The 16,004-nt window shown below is 35.2% G+C and carries 12 protein-coding genes; 10 read left to right on the top strand and 2 right to left on the bottom strand.

Translation table 11 applies throughout. The annotated features are described in order from the left end of the window. Nucleotides 1–50 precede the first annotated feature (50 nt). The 4 genes from nirB (at nucleotide 51) to H592_RS0108540 (ending at nucleotide 6,325) form a co-directional block, all read left to right on the top strand. Nucleotides 51–2,579 (top strand): nitrite reductase large subunit NirB, encoded by a 2,529-nt coding sequence (nirB, locus tag H592_RS0108525; protein ID WP_028868406.1) that lies wholly within the window; start codon nucleotides 51–53, stop codon nucleotides 2,577–2,579. A 13-nt stretch (nucleotides 2,580–2,592) separates the two neighbouring features. Next, nucleotides 2,593–2,943, top strand: a complete 351-nt coding sequence (nirD, locus tag H592_RS0108530; RefSeq protein ID WP_028868407.1) for a nitrite reductase small subunit NirD — start codon at nucleotides 2,593–2,595, stop codon at nucleotides 2,941–2,943. 81 nt (nucleotides 2,944–3,024) lie between these two features. After that, nucleotides 3,025–4,497, top strand: a complete 1,473-nt coding sequence (locus H592_RS0108535; RefSeq protein WP_028868408.1) for a NarK family nitrate/nitrite MFS transporter — start codon at nucleotides 3,025–3,027, stop codon at nucleotides 4,495–4,497. A gap of 73 nt (nucleotides 4,498–4,570) precedes the next feature. After that, nucleotides 4,571–6,325 carry a bifunctional protein-serine/threonine kinase/phosphatase gene (locus tag H592_RS0108540; protein WP_028868409.1) on the top strand — a complete coding sequence of 585 codons (1,755 nt, stop codon included), beginning with the start codon at nucleotides 4,571–4,573 and terminating at the stop codon, nucleotides 6,323–6,325. A gap of 122 nt (nucleotides 6,326–6,447) precedes the next feature. On the opposite strand, the gene H592_RS0108545 is transcribed toward H592_RS0108540, so the two are convergent. Both H592_RS0108545 and H592_RS0108550 read right to left on the bottom strand, forming a co-directional pair. Further along, the gene (locus H592_RS0108545) at nucleotides 6,448–6,714 is read right to left on the bottom strand and encodes a hypothetical protein (RefSeq protein ID WP_028868410.1); all 267 of its coding nucleotides are present in this window, start codon (nucleotides 6,712–6,714) and stop codon (nucleotides 6,448–6,450) included. A 315-nt stretch (nucleotides 6,715–7,029) separates the two neighbouring features. Then, a complete protein-coding gene (locus H592_RS0108550) occupies nucleotides 7,030–7,881 on the bottom strand; it encodes a class I SAM-dependent methyltransferase (protein WP_028868411.1) in 852 nt (283 codons plus the stop codon). A 506-nt stretch (nucleotides 7,882–8,387) separates the two neighbouring features. Between H592_RS0108550 and H592_RS0108555 the strand changes: the two genes are divergently transcribed. The 6 genes from H592_RS0108555 to H592_RS0108580 all read left to right on the top strand — a co-directional run bounded on the left by H592_RS0108555 (nucleotide 8,388) and on the right by H592_RS0108580 (nucleotide 15,559). Beyond that, the gene (locus H592_RS0108555; protein ID WP_028868412.1) at nucleotides 8,388–9,611 is read left to right on the top strand and encodes a CDP-glycerol glycerophosphotransferase family protein; all 1,224 of its coding nucleotides are present in this window, start codon (nucleotides 8,388–8,390) and stop codon (nucleotides 9,609–9,611) included. 303 nt (nucleotides 9,612–9,914) lie between these two features. Then, nucleotides 9,915–10,316, top strand: coding sequence for an FAD synthase family protein (locus H592_RS0108560; protein ID WP_037071354.1), 402 nt, complete (start codon nucleotides 9,915–9,917; stop codon nucleotides 10,314–10,316). Between the two features lie 19 nt (nucleotides 10,317–10,335). Beyond that, a complete protein-coding gene (locus H592_RS23245) occupies nucleotides 10,336–11,511 on the top strand; it encodes a CDP-glycerol glycerophosphotransferase family protein (RefSeq protein ID WP_028868414.1) in 1,176 nt (391 codons plus the stop codon). Nucleotides 11,512–11,588: 77 nt separating this feature from the next. Continuing rightward, nucleotides 11,589–12,353, top strand: coding sequence for an ABC transporter permease (locus tag H592_RS0108570; RefSeq protein ID WP_028868415.1), 765 nt, complete (start codon nucleotides 11,589–11,591; stop codon nucleotides 12,351–12,353). Between the two features lies 1 nt (nucleotide 12,354). Beyond that, nucleotides 12,355–13,098 (top strand): ABC transporter ATP-binding protein, encoded by a 744-nt coding sequence (locus H592_RS0108575; protein WP_037071357.1) that lies wholly within the window; start codon nucleotides 12,355–12,357, stop codon nucleotides 13,096–13,098. A 7-nt stretch (nucleotides 13,099–13,105) separates the two neighbouring features. After that, complete coding sequence (locus H592_RS0108580) at nucleotides 13,106–15,559, top strand: glycosyltransferase (protein ID WP_028868417.1); 2,454 nt, start codon at nucleotides 13,106–13,108, stop codon at nucleotides 15,557–15,559. Nucleotides 15,560–16,004 lie beyond the last annotated feature (445 nt).

Below are 16,004 nucleotides of genomic sequence, written 5' to 3' on the forward strand. Positions count from 1 at the left end.
ATAAGCAATAAGTTAACACTACAAAATAGAAGTTAAAGGAAGTAACAATTATGAGTAAACAGCGCATTGTTGTGGTTGGAAACGGCATGGTAGGCCATAAGTTTATCGATACCATTATCGGTACTGATGAGTCCAAATATGAGGTGATTACTTTTTCTGAAGAGTCCCGCCTTGCATATGACCGTGTCCAATTAAGTTATTTCTTTTCAGGCAAAACAGCCGAAGACCTTGCATTAACAGATGCTGCCTATTACGAAGAAAATGGCATCAAATTTGTCCTTAACGATAAAGTTGTTGATTTAGACTTTGATAACAGAAATGTTATTACGGCAAGTGGCCGCGTTGAAAGCTACGATAAATTAGTATTAGCGACGGGTTCTTACCCATTTGTTCCACCTATTCCAGGCAATGACCAAGAGCATTGTCATGTATATCGTACCATCGATGATTTAGAAGCAATCACCCAATCCGGTGAAACCAGCAAAACAGGTGTTGTTATTGGTGGCGGTTTATTAGGGCTTGAAGCGGGCAACGCATTGGTTAATTTAGGTGTTGAAACACATATTGTTGAATTCGCACCACGTTTAATGGCTGTTCAGTTAGATGATGGCGGCGGTGCATTATTAAAACGCAAAATCGAAGGCTTAGGTGTACACGTACATACTGAAAAAGCGACCACAGAAATCGTTGCAGGTACAACCTCGCGTTACAGAATGAACTTTGCTGATGGTTCGCATTTAGAAACCGACATGATCATCTTTTCTGCGGGTATTCGCCCTCAAGATGAACTCGCTCGTAAAACTGGTATTCCCATTGGTGAGCGTGGCGGTATCGTTATTAACAACCATTGTGAAACAGGTGTTGAAGATGTTTACGCGATTGGTGAATGTGCGTTATGGGAAAACTTTATATTCGGTCTAGTAGCGCCTGGTTACCAAATGGCAAAAGTAGCTGCTGCACACATGCATGGAGATTCAGACTCTGAATTTACCGGTGCAGATATGAGCACTAAATTGAAATTGTTAGGTATCGATGTAGCCAGTATTGGTGAAGTACACGGCAAAACACCAGGTGCACAGTCATACACTTATCACGATGAAATTGAACAAGTTTACAAGCGTTTAATTGTTTCAGCTGACGGCACAAAAATGGTTGGTGCGGTATTAGTAGGGGATGTTGAAGCTTACGGCACGTTATTACAATTAAAACTAAATGATATGAAGCTGCCTGCTAACCCAAGTGTGCTTATTTTACCCTCGTCTGGTGGTGAAGAAGCTGCGGGGATGGGCGTTGATGCGTTACCTGATACGGCTGCTATTTGTTCATGTTTTGATGTGTCTAAAGGAGACATCAAAAATGCGGTTGTAGCAGGTTGTTGCAGCATGGGGGAGCTAAAAGCGTCGACTAAAGCGACCACAGGTTGTGGTGGTTGTTCTGCCCTCGCTAAACAAGTGTTAGATAACGAATTATCAAACCTTGGTTTTGAAGTTAAAAAAGATATCTGTGAGCATTTTGCTTATTCACGCCAAGAACTAGCTGACATTATCCGTGTTAAAAAAATTAAAACATTTTCAGCTTTACTCGCTGAGTGTGGAAGTGGCATTGGTTGTGAAATTTGTAAACCCGCAGTAGCGAGTATTTTAGCGTCTTACTGGAATGCTTATGTATTAGAAGATGAGCACATAGGCTTACAGGATACTAATGATAACTACCTTGGCAATATGCAAAAAGATGGTACCTATTCCGTTGTGCCTCGTATTCCTGGTGGTGAAATAACACCCGATGGTTTGATTGTTATCGGGCAAGTCGCTAAAGAGTTTGACCTTTACACCAAAATTACCGGCGGTGCGCGTGTTGACCTATTTGGTGCGCAGTTGCATGAATTACCGGCTATTTGGAAAAAGTTAGTTGATGCAGGTTTTGAAACAGGACATGCATACGGCAAGTCGTTACGTACCGTTAAATCTTGTGTTGGTAGTACTTGGTGTCGTTACGGGCTTAAAAACAGTATCGGTTTCGCGATTGATCTTGAAAATCGTTACAAAGGTTTACGTTCTCCTCATAAAGTTAAATTCGGTGTCTCTGGTTGTACCCGTGAATGTGCAGAAGCACAAGGTAAAGACTTTGGATTAATTGCAACGGATAGCGGTTGGAACTTATATGTTGGCGGTAATGGAGGAATGCGCCCTCGCCATGGTGATTTATTTGCTTCTGATTTAAGCGATGAGCAATTACGCACTTATGTGGATCGCATCTATATGTTCTACATTCGTACGGCAGATCGTCTACAACGTACTTCAGTGTGGTTAGAGAATATGGAAGGTGGGATTGAATACTTAAGAGAGGTTGTAATTAACGATTCTCTTAATATTGCGACTGAATTAGAAGCTGAAATGGAAACTAACATTGAGAACTACCAATGTGAGTGGAAAACAACGATTGAAGATCCAGAAAAACTAAAACGTTTCAAACACTATATCAATAGTACTGAAGCCGATACTGGCCTTGCTTTCAAAGTTGAGAGGGAACAACGTTTCCCTGCTTCTAAGAAAGAAATTTTAATCAAAGAGTTAAGCTAATAGGATGCAAAACATGGAAGCTAAATCAAACGATACAACATGGACGGATATCTGTCCTCTCAATGACTTAACACCTGATGCAGGTATTTGCGCTCTATTTAATCAACAACAAGTTGCAATATTCTTATGTAAACAAAGTAACAGTGTTTATGCCGTTGATAACTTTGACCCATTCGGTGAAGCAAACGTGTTATCGCGCGGCATCATAGGTTCAACAGCAGACATCACTTATGTCGCATCACCTTTGTATAAACAACGTTTTAACTTAGTGACGGGTGAATGTTTAGATTCTGAAGAACATAAACTTAAAACCTTTAACGTTCGCATTGAAAACGATCATATTCAGCTTAAAGAAGCCAGCTAAGCGAACCTTTTATAGTTAATAAGTTAACGTTAATAAGCTTAATGTTGCATTAAGCTTTTGCATAAGACAGACAGGATATATATGAGTAAGAGTAATTTTAATATTTTTTCTTTTCAGGGAAAAATGAAAACACTGCATTTAAGTTGGATGGCCTTTTTCATCACTTTTGCAGTTTGGTTTAACTTCGCTCCTTTATTGCATGCAGTAAAAGAAACCCTTGGATTAAGTAGTGAAGAAATCAAAACACTATTGATCCTTAACGTTGCAATCACTATTCCTGCCCGTGTCATTATTGGTTCTCTAACAGATAAATATGGGCCAAGAATTGTCTATTCAGCGTTATTAATCCTATGTTCAATTCCTTGTTTCACTTTCGCTTTTTCAGAAAACTTTATGCAAGCGGCCATATCGCGTTTTGCACTAGGTTTCATTGGTGCAGGTTTTGTTGTTGGTATTCGTTTGGTCTCTGAATGGTTCCCACATAATGAGCTAGGTACTGCTGAAGGTATTTATGGTGGTTGGGGTAACTTTGGTAGTGCGGCTGCTGCGTTCTCATTACCAACGATCGCTTTATTATTCGGTGGTGATGACGGATGGCGCTATGCAATGGCTGTTACTGGTCTATTAAGCTTAGTGTTTGGTTTTATCTTTTATGCAAACGTAACAGACACCCCAAAAGGGGCGACATACTTTAAACCTGCTAATTTAACTGCAATGGAAGTGACTTCTAAAGGTGATTTCTTCTTATTATTACTGATGAAAATCCCTATGTATGCTGCATTAGCATTATTAGCTTGGAAGCTTTCACCTTCTAATGTGGGTATGATCACTGACACTGTTTGCTATACTATTTACGGTTTATTATTAGCTTTATACCTGTATGAATGGTCACAAGTATGGAAAGTTAATAAATCAATCTTTACAACACCTGTACCTGAATTACATCAGTATAAATTCAAACAAGTTGCGGTATTAAATATTCTTTATTTTGCTACTTTTGGTTCTGAATTAGCCGTTGTTTCAATGCTACCTTTGTTCTTCCTAGAAACCTTTGAATTAACACCGGTTGTTGCTGGTATGGTGGCCTCTGCTTATGCCTTCATGAACTTAGCATCTCGTCCCGGTGGTGGTTGGCTTTCAGATAGATTTGGTCGTAAATCGACTCTGATTATCCTGACGGCAGGTTTAGCACTAGGTTACTTATTAATGGCACAAATCAACGGTGGTTGGACATTATGGGTAGCGGTTGCAGCTGCTATGTTATGTTCTTTCTTCGTGCAAGCGGGTGAAGGTGCTGTATTTGCGACTGTGCCACTAATTAAACGTCGTATGACAGGACAAATTGCAGGTATGACAGGCGCTTATGGTAATGTGGGTGCGGTTGTCTACTTAACTATCTTATCTTTTGTTGATTACCAAACATTTTTCTACGTGATTGCAGTGACTGCATTTATCGGTCTTGTGACATTATTGTTTATGACTGAACCTAAAGGCAAGATTGCAGAAGTCAATGAAGATGGTAGTGTGACGCTTATTGATGTTGGGAGTCACTAATCATTTTATGGCAGTGGCTTTTGTCACTGCCATATTGTAGCAATCACAGTAAGTCGGTAAGGTAACAATCTGCATGAATAAGAGTCAATCAACACCAAAGTTGAAAGTGTGTATCGGTGGTTATTCAACGGCCGGAAAGCGTTCGGTCAATCAAGATGCTTTTGCAGTTAAAGATCCTTATTCAGCCTTAGAAAAAACTACCAAAGGTATTGTTGCGTGTGTTGCTGATGGTGTGAGTTGCAGTAACAAAGGCCAACAAGCTAGCCATACTAGTGTTACTCAGTTTATTAGTGACTATTACAGCACCAATAAAAACTGGGATGTAAAAGAATCTGCAAGTAAAGTCCTCAATTCACTCAACAGTTGGTTATACCAACACAATCAAGACGATCTTCGTCATAATGGCTTGATCACTACATTTAGTAGTGTTGTCATAAAATCTAATACTGCGCATTTATTACATATCGGCGATAGCCGTATTTATCGTTTTCGCGCTCAAAAATTAAAACAGTTATCCCATGATCACAGTAGAGCGGTTTATAAACAGAATCCGGTATTAACGCGTGCACTAGGGATGGATTGCCACATTGACATCGACTATCAAGCAATTCCACTTCAAGTTGAAGACTTGTTTATGTTGTGTAGCGATGGTGTGCATGATTATTTAGATAACAGTTCCCTTAGCGGCTACTTAAATACCTTAAGTAATGACGCTGATACCAAAGCCTTTGAGCAGCTTGCGCAAATAATTTGTGATGATGCCTTAGCACAAGGCAGTAGCGATAATATTAGTTGTTTATTAGTCAAGATCACGTCGTTACCTCGTGCGGATTTAACTGAGTTATTTACACATTTAAATAGTTTGATCATTCCTCCTGCATTACAAGTAGGAAATGAAATTGATTGTTTTCATATTGATAAAATTTTGCATCAAGGGGTACGCAGCCATGTCTATCTTGCTACCGATAAGAGTACAAAAAAATCCATAGTGCTTAAAATGCCGTCGCTCAACTTCGAAGAAGATTTAAATTATCTGTTAGGTTTTTACAAAGAGCAGTGGGTAGGGCAGTCTATTAAGCATCCTGCGATTATGTCGATTGCGAGTAATATTAAAAACTCTGTTTTTTTGTACCATATTTGTGAGCTGGTAGAAGGGATCTCTTTAAGAGAGTGGATGCAAAAAAATCCTATCATAGAGCAGCACCAAGCTTATGTGATTGTCACAAAAGTGGTTAATGCGGTGCGAGTGTTGCAGCGAGCAGGGATGGTGCATCGTGATTTAAAGCCTGAAAATATTATGATTTCTGAGCAAGGGGAAGTGAAGCTCATTGACTTTGGTACGGTTAAAGTCAACGGTTTTGAAGAGATAGAAAAAGAACAGCAAGAAGAGCCGCTAGGAGCGGTTGATTATATTGCCCCTGAATACTTAAATGAGGGGCAAAGCTCATCATTATCTGATCTATTTTCCATTGCGGTTATTGCCTATGAATTATTAGCTAGCCATCTGCCGTATCCCGGTAATCAAGGACAATCGTTAGACAGAGCAAGGCAATATAGTTGGGTTTATCAACCCATTAAAATGCATCGACCAGAGCTATCAAATCGATTAGATCATGTTTTGCAAAAAGCATTACATCCCGACCCATTAAAACGCTATAGCAGTATGAGTGAGTTTGTCGCTGAGCTCAGTCATGTTCAAAAAAAGCAGCAGTTGGCAGAACCTAAGAAAACGTTATTAGAACGCGATCCTGTTAAATTTTGGCAATACTTGGCATTTATTTTTATTGGGGTGAGTGCATTTGAATTGCTGTTATTGTTAAAAGGGTAGAGTTTTAAGAAAAGATCAACTGGGATAAGGAGTTATAGCCTTTCTCAGGCAACCACTTACCGACTATCAGCATAGACAAAACTTTCCGAATATTAAATAATTTCAACATCTACTTTTTGAGGTCACGCGACTTTGTGCATCTGTTTCAATGCACATTTACAAAGCCCATTAGACAATGCCGGACATTTTTTACATGCTACCGATTTGTACGGGATATAAGCAGAAGATAAGTCCGCGGTATTAAAATCATTTGTAAAAGACAAACTCGGCTTCAGATGTTGATATTTATTTTGTTGATATTGTTGCGGTGCCTGTTGTTGCCGATATTGATTGCGTTGAAGCTCTTTAATTTTATCCGTTAGTGCTTTGAATGCTTTTTTATTATCCATTCGTCACCTCATTATTGATCGTACTTATTAATAATGTAGCACTAATGCGAATGGAAATGAATATCATTATTATCGTTATTGAGAATATTAATAACTTTATTGCTTATCGGTAAAGCGAATTAAGGTAATGAGTCGCGTGTTCTCTTCTTAATGAAGAATTAGGAGTAGAGGGCTGTATTCAATAAGCTGTCATAGCAACTGGTGTGAATCAGTTAAAAAGCACTTATGGCTAGTAAGCGCTATACAGGATTAGCAATTTAAGATGGCATCCTTAAGCTTTCATCTTTAAGCTACCATCTTAAAGGCCACAGTTTTTTAATTACCGGTAATAACGGTTCTTAATCCATAGTCTAATATTTTGCCTGTTTGGCTTTTTACACTCAATGTCGTTACTTCTACTTTTTCACCATTACATAGCTCATTGGTTATTTCTCGAATGCGTTGTGCATCTAAGCGAGGTGAATAGGTATTGGCGATGATAAACCCGCCTTTAGCGCGTAATGCTAATGCGGCTTCTATCAGTTCAGGGAATTTATTTTCAATTTTCCAGCGTTCTTTTTTAGCGCCAATTCCAAATGCTGGTGGATCCATGATTAAACCTTGGTATTGTTTACCGCGTTTAATTTCACGTTGAGCAAACTTCAATGCATCCTCTAATACCCAGTGCACATCAGTTAAACCGGAAGACTCCATGTTCTCTTTGCCCCACTTAATAATTTGCTTAACAGAGTCGCAATGTAAAACCTCTGCACCTTTGTCTCGAGCGACTAAAGAAGCAACGCCAGTGTAAGCAAATAAATTTAAAAAACGATCGCCAGCGTTAAGGTGATGAGCAATATAATCCCAGTTAGCACGTTGCTCTGGAAACAAACCAACATGTTTGAATTTAGTGAGGTGTAGGTTGATAGTGATATTATTAAAGGTTATTTGCCAATCATGTGCTAAATCACCTTGTAATGTTTTCCACTCTCCAGCACTGCTGCTGCTCTCAATAAATTCAAAGTGCGCTTTAGCCAACCACTCTCTTTTAGATAAAACGGGCTCAAAATAAGCGTTCATTTCTGGGCGGATCGTGACAATGTTACCCCAACGTTCGAGTTTTTGATTATTACCTGCATCAATTAATTCGTAGTCATGCCATGGTGCAGTAAAGGTACGTTTCATCATAGGAATATTAGCTTTTATCGGAAGTGAATAGGTAAATAGAGCGTTTAAACAAATTATACAAATGAACGTGATTAATTGCACACTTTTAAATCTGCAAAAGTGCTAATTGCAATATTATAATTGGAATAACTGCTGCACCTTTTTATGAGTATTTTTGATTTTATCCTTTTTGTGGTGGGAACTCCTTAATGACGCTGGTAGCGTGGTAGAAACCTACTTATATATATTTAATATTGATGTTTTATGGTGCATTCCTTGCATTAAATTTTGTAAAAATGTAACCTCCTGCCTAATTTAGAATTGCTACTTTATAATTAGCGTTTTTATATGGTATAAGCAAAATAAAACATCATTTAAAGCGCATTGTTAAACTTTATCTTGATTTTTTATGTTTTATAAATAAATCCATATATATTTTTTCTTATGAAATATAATAGTTAAAAATATATTGCCAATTGTAAGCTATTGATAAGTAGTTTCATTGTTAATTTTACAAAGAGGTATTTGTGAGAAAGCTTAAGATGATCGTTAAACAATTGTTAGCAAAAACAGGATCGTTTGATTTTTATATTAAACAGCTTTATATTCAACTCACAGTCATAATCTACAAGTTAAAATACCTTTTAGTTAAAGTGCAACCTGAACAGTTTGTGTTTGAAAGCTTTCAAGGTAAGTCAGCATCTGACTCTCCTTATGCTTTATATTTAGAGTTAACTAAGCTTCTACCTAATGCCAATTTTATTTGGGTGTTTTCAGATAATAAACATGAAGACTTTCAAAAGCTTCAAAATATTTCAAATACTCGATGTGTTGTGCGTGCAACTAAATCATATTTTCAAGCTTATGCATCAAGTCAATACTGGATAATTAATTGTAGGTTGCCCTATAGGTTAATTCCTTCAATAAGCCAGACAGTTATTCAGTGTTGGCATGGGACTCCATTGAAGAAGTTAGGTTTAGATATCAAAGTAGAGAATCACCCAACCTCAAGCTTAAAAGCGATGCACTTTGCCTATTTATGGGAAAGTAAGCGATGTGATTATTTTTTGTCTCCTAGTCCATATGCATCTAAGTGTTTTAAGAGTTCTTTTCGCGTGAGTGATATTCAAATTGTTGAGCTTGGTTATCCAAGAAATGATGATTTGTCTAGATATAAAAAAGATCTTATTTACCAAAATAATATTAAGAAAAAGTTAGGTATTGAACAAAATAAAAAGGTCATATTATATGCGCCTACTTTTCGCGATGATGATTTTTCAGCGGGTAAGCATAGGGCTATAAATCAATTGGATAATACTCAATTTAAAGAAAAATTTGGTGATGATGTACAATTTTTATTTAGGGGACATTACTTCTCTGAAGTGAAACAACATCAAGATAGCTTTTTCTTAAATGTATCAAGTTATCCTCGTATCAATGACTTACTTTTAATCGCTGATGCTATTATCACTGATTATTCAAGTTTGTTTTTCGATTACTTAGTTCTTGAACGTCCCATGTTTTTTTATATGTATGATAAAGATAAATATCTCAACGATATTCGTGGCACTTATTTAGATGTTGACAAAAGTATGCCGGGTCCTATAGCTCAAACCCAGCAAGAGTTATTGAATTTGTTGTTGAATACTGAAAAGAACAACATAGATTTAAAGCATTTCAATGATGAGTATAATCCTTATGAGGACGGTCAATCATCACTACGAGTCATCCAAAAAATATTAGCAAGTTGAGAGCACCATCAAGCGAACGTTAAATATGAGTAGTCATCTATTATTATTAACTGATTGATGAAAAGGTTAAATATATGTTTTTATATTTGAATTATTTTTTAGTTATCTTGAATTTGATATAATTAACCTTGTTGAAGTATATCGCATAACACTTAGTTCAAATTAATAGAGCTTCAAGTAGTCTGTTTATTTTAAACACAGTTAGTTTAGGTTAATGATTATTAAGCATTTTTAACTTAATAAAAGTCATATATAAATAAGAGCAGTTTGCTCTAAACGTAATTAAAGTAATAGGTGTTATTAATGAGTAACAAAAAAAGAGTGATCACTTTTGGAACGTTTGATGTTTTTCATGTTGGACATATCAATATCTTAGAGCGCTGTGCAACTTTAGGCGATATATTGATTGTTGGTGTTTCTAGTGATGCCCTGAACTTCAGTAAAAAACAGCGTAATCCTATATATAGCGAACAAGATCGTTTGAAAATAATTCAATCTTTGTCATTCGTTGATGAAGTGTTTATTGAACATTCGTTAGAAAAAAAACGAGAATATATTGAATTCTATCGTGGTGACGTTTTAGCAATGGGCGATGATTGGAAAGGTAAGTTTGATGAGTTTTCAGATATTTGTGAAGTTGTTTATTTTCCTCGCACACCTTCTATTTCGACTTCAGAAATTATTGAAATAGCTAAAAATATCTAGTTTAGATCAAGGCAACAACTTGAATAAAAATCGTTATTTAAAACTACGAAGAGCGCTTTTCATTAAAGGAGCGCTTTTTTCTTTGCTGGGCTTTTTTGTCGGTAGGTCAAAACAGCGTATTATTTTTAATTCAGAGTTTAATACCGAATTTAATCATAACTCAAAGTACCTTTTTTTGTATTTTTTGAAACATCACCCTGAGTATGATGTTCGATTTGTTATTAATGATATTGAGCAAAAAAATAAATTAAACCAAGAAATTGGCCCATATTTTATTGATACTTACTGCTTTAAGAATCGGCTTTTTATTTTAAAAGCTAAAGTATGGGTTACGTCCTCTTTAGAGACCCCTCTTGGCGGTTTTTGGCAAAGTTATAATCGTTTTGTTTTCCACTTAGGACACGGTGCTCCATTAAAGCGGATTGGGCGTGCTGAGAAATACCTCAACTGGAAAAAAGCACTGTATTACCGTTTAATTAAACAAAATTTTAATTATTTTTTTTCTACGTCTGCCGCCTTCTCTGAAACTTGGAGAGCATGTTTAAATTTAAAAAAAGAACAGGTCGTTATTGCAGGGCAAGCCCGGAATGACGCGTTGACTGATGAAGGAGTTAATTCGAATACTGTATTACGTTTAGATAAAAGTAGAAAACATATTTTGTATGCACCAACATGGCGACCATTCGACGACACCATCATATTTCCTTTTTTTGATTTTGATGCAAAGGAATTAGATCTTTTTTTGGATAAATACAATATAACTCTTCATGTAAGAGTTCATCCTAATTTTGAATCTGATCTACCGACTAAACTTAAAAACATATCGCACTTAAATATCCTTTCACGAGGAAAAGTAACTGATATTAATGATATTTTGGTGCAGTTTGATTTATTGATAACTGATTACTCAAGTATTTATGTAGATTATTTATTAACTCAAAAACCAATGTTGTTTCTACCTTATGATTATGATGAATATAAAGCTAAAATTGGCTTTACCATACCGTATAATGAGGCTACTCCTGGGCCAAAACCGAAAACATATAAAGAATTTATAATCGAAATTGATCGTTTGTTAAGTGATGACTCTTATTATGCACAAGAGCGCGAGGAAGCAAATAATTGGCTCAATGTTGTCCAACAGAACCAAACACAAAATAATGCACAACTTATTAAGCGATTGATTGCTCAATAAGTCGATTTGAACCAAAAGACTTTGATTAAATCGAAAAGTCTAACAATATGTTTGAAATATACATAGGTAATAAGAACTTGAATACAAAAATAATATCAAGAAATTTATATATTCTATATACGCTGGCTCATCTAAAGAAAAAGGCCAAAATTCGAGGTACTTTTTTAGGGTACCTCTGGTGGTTTATCGAACCAATGATGCTCATTGGTTTATACAGCTATGTTGTGGGGGTTATTTTTGGCCATAGTGGTGCTGATCAACTTCTTATGATCGCTGTAGGTGTTACGCTGTGGAAGTGGTGGAGCTCCAGCATGTCTAGCGCTACGACTTCTTTTCGACGTTATAAAGGTATTGTAAGTCAAGTTAAAATGCCTTTACCAATACTTCCTATTTCAGAGGTGTTTGGTGAAAGTTATATGTTCATGTTTGCTTACTTGATCCTGCAAAGTGTTTTACTTTATTTAGGTTTTGTTCCTGATATATTTGCGTTAGTTATAAGTTTTTTAATTTCAATGGTTGCCGTTAGCGCATTATCATTAAGTTTAGCGATACTTAATGTCTTTGTTAGAGACACTGCTTTCCTTGTCGGGTTCGGGTTAAGGATCTTGTTCTACATCACCCCTATCATATATCCAGCAAGTCGTGTTCCAGAAAACTTTCGTTTTTTAACAGATCTAAACCCATTTGCTCACTTAATTACTTATTACAATAATGCGCTTATATATACAGACCGAGTTGAGTATGGAAGCATGTGTTATGCACTTATTGGTTCTTCTATAGGGCTCTTTGTTTTAACTCGAATTTGTAAAAAGATTACACCTCAAATCATCAGGAATGTTTAACATGAGCCATGATAAAAATTTAGTGGTAGAACTCGATGATGTCACTTTAAAGTATGCTAGTAGTACTAGTTTTAACTTAAAGCGTCTTTTTCTTTCTAAGTATGAGCGAAAGCGAGTTGTATCTAATTCTAATGCTAGTCGTGAGGCTGCGTTAAGTAATATTTCTTTGAAGTTTTATGAAGGAGATATAGTTGGTATCGTTGGCCGCAATGGTGCAGGTAAGTCAACGATCTGTAAGGTTTTATCTGGTATTTTAAGACCTACTAGTGGAAAGTTCTACTCACAGTTAGACATCGGTTCTTTGCTTTCCTTGAACTCTTTTTTTGCTAAAGAACTAAGTGGGTTAGATAATATCTATCTTGCGGGGGCATTGCTTGGGAAAAACAAAAAAGAAATAGAAGATAAAATTGATGAGATAATTGATTTCTCTGAGTTAGATGATTCAATTCATAAGCCTGTTGAAACTTATTCTAGTGGTATGGTGTCCCGTCTAGCTTTTTCAATAGCGACAACATATCGCAGTGATATTTTAATTATTGACGAAGTGTTAAGTGTTGGGGATAAGTATTTTAGAGAGAAGTGCAAAATTCGAATGAAGGATATTATGAAAGAATCGAGATTGATTATTATTGTTTCACATTCCGATTCTGATATTAAAAATATGTGCAATAGGGCGATATATCTAGATAAAGGTAAAGTAGTTTTAGATGGCTCTGTTGATGAAGTTCTTAGTAAATATAAATAGGTAAAATATGATATATTTTTTATTGTTAGCAATTCTTTTTCTAAATTATAAATTAATAATGCTGACTGCATCATCCCCTAAAAAGATAATTAAGTGGAATAATAAGTTGAAGTTTGCTTTCAAATGGCTTCAAAATGAATGCATATATGCTTTATTTTATAAATATGCTCCAATTAATAATCACTCAATTTTATTTGAATCTCATCTTGGCCACGATATTGGAGGTAATCCATATTATCTTTTGCTTGAAATATTAAAGAATGAAAAATATAAAAACTTCAAATGTTATGTGGTAGGTAATAAGAAAGATATATTAGAAAAGCAAACTCTTCATGACGCAAAAATAGAGGTAATTGAATATTGCTCTTTTAGATACTATTACCATTTAGCAACATCAAAATTTTTAGTTAATGACGTTACTTTTAAAGCATTCTTTATTAAAAAAGAAGGGCAATCATACCTAAACACTTGGCATGGAACTCCCTTAAAGGCTATGGGAAGGAGTATTGAATATAATCCTGTTTTTCTTTCCAACACTCAAAGGAATTTTATACAAGCTGATTGTTTGCTAGCTCCTAATAAACATGTTTTAGATATGATTCAGTATGAATACATGTTAGATGGGCTTCAAAATAAAGAAATTACTTTAAGTGGTTACCCTCGGAACGAGGTGTTTTTTAAAGACTATTCTTATATAAAAAAAGAATTATCTCTAAATGATAAAACTATTTTTTGTTATATGCCTACTTGGCGAGGAGGTAAAAACAAACTAGAGAACTTTGCTCGTTCTAAAGAATTGCAGGCTAATTTAGACTATTTAAGTGATAATTTGGCTTCGAAGCAAGTCCTTTATGTAAAATTACATCCATTGTCATTATCAAGTATCAATTTAGCTCTTTATGATAATATTAAGCCTTTTCCATCTCAGTATGAAACATATGAGTTTCTATCACAAGCTGATATGTTAATAACTGATTATTCAAGTGTACTTTTCGACTTTGCTAATGCAAATAAAAAAATAATTTTATTTAGCTATGATTATGATGATTACACATCTGAAAGGGGCTTCTCTTTAGATTTCTTTAAAGATATTCCCTTCGTAAAAGCTTCAAGCAAAGAAATACTTTTAGAAGAAATGAATAAAGTGTATTCAATTGATAATACTTTAATTGAAGAGTTTAAGAATACCTTTTGTTCTTATGATTCAGAACGAGCTTCATTTGAGTTATGTAACTATTTTATTGATAAAGTGCCAGCCCCTAGTACTAAATTGATAAATAAAAGAGACAAGTTGACCCTTATATATTCAGGCCAATTTTTAAGAAATGGGATTACAACCTCTTTATTAAACTTATTCTCCAACTTAGATTTGGATGAAATTAAAGTCGTTTGTAATTTTAATCAGGGATTAGTCAAAAAAGACTCTTATGAGGCTATTGCTGGATTAGAAAAAGAAATTTCTTATATTCCCAATAAGGGAAAGATGTTATTAACTCCATTAGAAAAACTAATTATTTTTTTTAGAGTACGAGGTAAGTTTTTAAATAAGTATTCAGAGTCTGTAGAAAAGGTTGCTTTTCAAAGGGAAGCCAAAAGGTTATATGGGAATATTCAATTTGATGAGCTTATTCACTTTACTGGTTACGATCGGAAGCCTTGTTTTTTATATAAACATATGAATGCTAATAAAACAATTTTTGTTCATAATGATATGGAACAAGAACTAACGATCAGAGCAAATTATTCACCTTTTGCCGTTTTTTCTGCATGGAAAAGTTTTAATAACATTGCAGTCGTCCGAGAATCCTTGTATCAACCATGTATAAAGGTATTACCTGAAATTAAAAATAAAGTTATGACGGTTCATAATAGTATTAATTTCGAACTTTCATATCAAAAGTCTCAAAGCCCTTTAAAAAATTTAGTTACCCAAGAAATCGAAAACCTGCTCGATAACGTTTCAACTAAAAAAATAATTACCATAGGAAGATTTTCACCCGAAAAAGGGCACATAAGACTGATAGAGGCTTTTGAATTAGTTGCAACAGATAACGATAATATAGATTTATATATTATGGGGGGGCATGGACCCTTTTACACAGATACTATTAATAGGGTTTCACAATCAGAGTTTTCTCATAGAATTCATGTGTTGGTGGGGATTTCAAACCCATATCCAGTTTTGAAAAGAATGGATTTATTTATTTTGCCCTCATTTTATGAAGGATTACCTATGGTTTTCTTCGAGGCTATCCTGATGGGGGTCCCTATTATTTCTACAGATATCGATGGACCATCTCAGTTCTTAAATGAAGGTTATGGAACCGTAGTTGATAATTCGACTGCAGGCTTAGCTTTAGGTATGAATATGTTTTTGGATGGAGATATTTTACCTACACAAATGGATCTAAATAGCTTTAATGAGAAAGCAAAAGCGGAGTTTTTAAGTTTAATGAAGTAGAGTGTTTTAATTGGTAGATAATATTTGAAATATTATAGAGGCTTTATATAATGATATTAATACCTTAAGAACAATATAATGACAACTCCCGACAGGGGGAGGTTTTATTCAGGTTAGAGTTGTCATTATACAAGTAAAGAATACAGAAAATTATTGTGGGGCTATCGAATTAAGCAAAGCATGGGCCCGGAGGAAATTGTTGGAATAACGCATCAATTGAACGTCTCTATAGAGTATGTGTTAAGTAAACGAGTGAAGTCTCTCTGTCCACAAACTGATGTAACCTTAGTGTTTGTCTATATTGAACGCCTTGATCTGAGTGCATTATTAATCCGACTTCAGTTTTTCGGTAAGCGTCTAGCGAAGCACACCTAGTATCGATTTTCTGATTGTTTAAAAATATCTGCTCAATAATAAATTCGGAGCAGATAATGGAAACTTACAG

Source organism: Psychromonas arctica DSM 14288, from assembly GCF_000482725.1.
GTDB classification, from domain to species: Bacteria; Pseudomonadota; Gammaproteobacteria; order Enterobacterales; family Psychromonadaceae; genus Psychromonas; species Psychromonas arctica.

Excerpts from the sequence above, each read along its gene's own strand:
- nirB (WP_028868406.1), top strand. The coding sequence starts at position 51 with ATGAGTAAACAGCGCATTGTTGTGGTTGGAAACGGCATGGTAGGCCAT.
- H592_RS0108580 (WP_028868417.1), top strand. The coding sequence starts at position 13,106 with ATGATATATTTTTTATTGTTAGCAATTCTTTTTCTAAATTATAAATTA.
- nirD (WP_028868407.1), top strand. The coding sequence starts at position 2,593 with ATGGAAGCTAAATCAAACGATACAACATGGACGGATATCTGTCCTCTC.
- H592_RS0108550 (WP_028868411.1), bottom strand. The coding sequence starts at position 7,881 with ATGATGAAACGTACCTTTACTGCACCATGGCATGACTACGAATTAATT.
- H592_RS0108560 (WP_037071354.1), top strand. The coding sequence starts at position 9,915 with ATGAGTAACAAAAAAAGAGTGATCACTTTTGGAACGTTTGATGTTTTT.
- H592_RS0108535 (WP_028868408.1), top strand. The coding sequence starts at position 3,025 with ATGAGTAAGAGTAATTTTAATATTTTTTCTTTTCAGGGAAAAATGAAA.
- H592_RS0108545 (WP_028868410.1), bottom strand. The coding sequence starts at position 6,714 with ATGGATAATAAAAAAGCATTCAAAGCACTAACGGATAAAATTAAAGAG.
- H592_RS0108540 (WP_028868409.1), top strand. The coding sequence starts at position 4,571 with ATGAATAAGAGTCAATCAACACCAAAGTTGAAAGTGTGTATCGGTGGT.
- H592_RS0108575 (WP_037071357.1), top strand. The coding sequence starts at position 12,355 with ATGAGCCATGATAAAAATTTAGTGGTAGAACTCGATGATGTCACTTTA.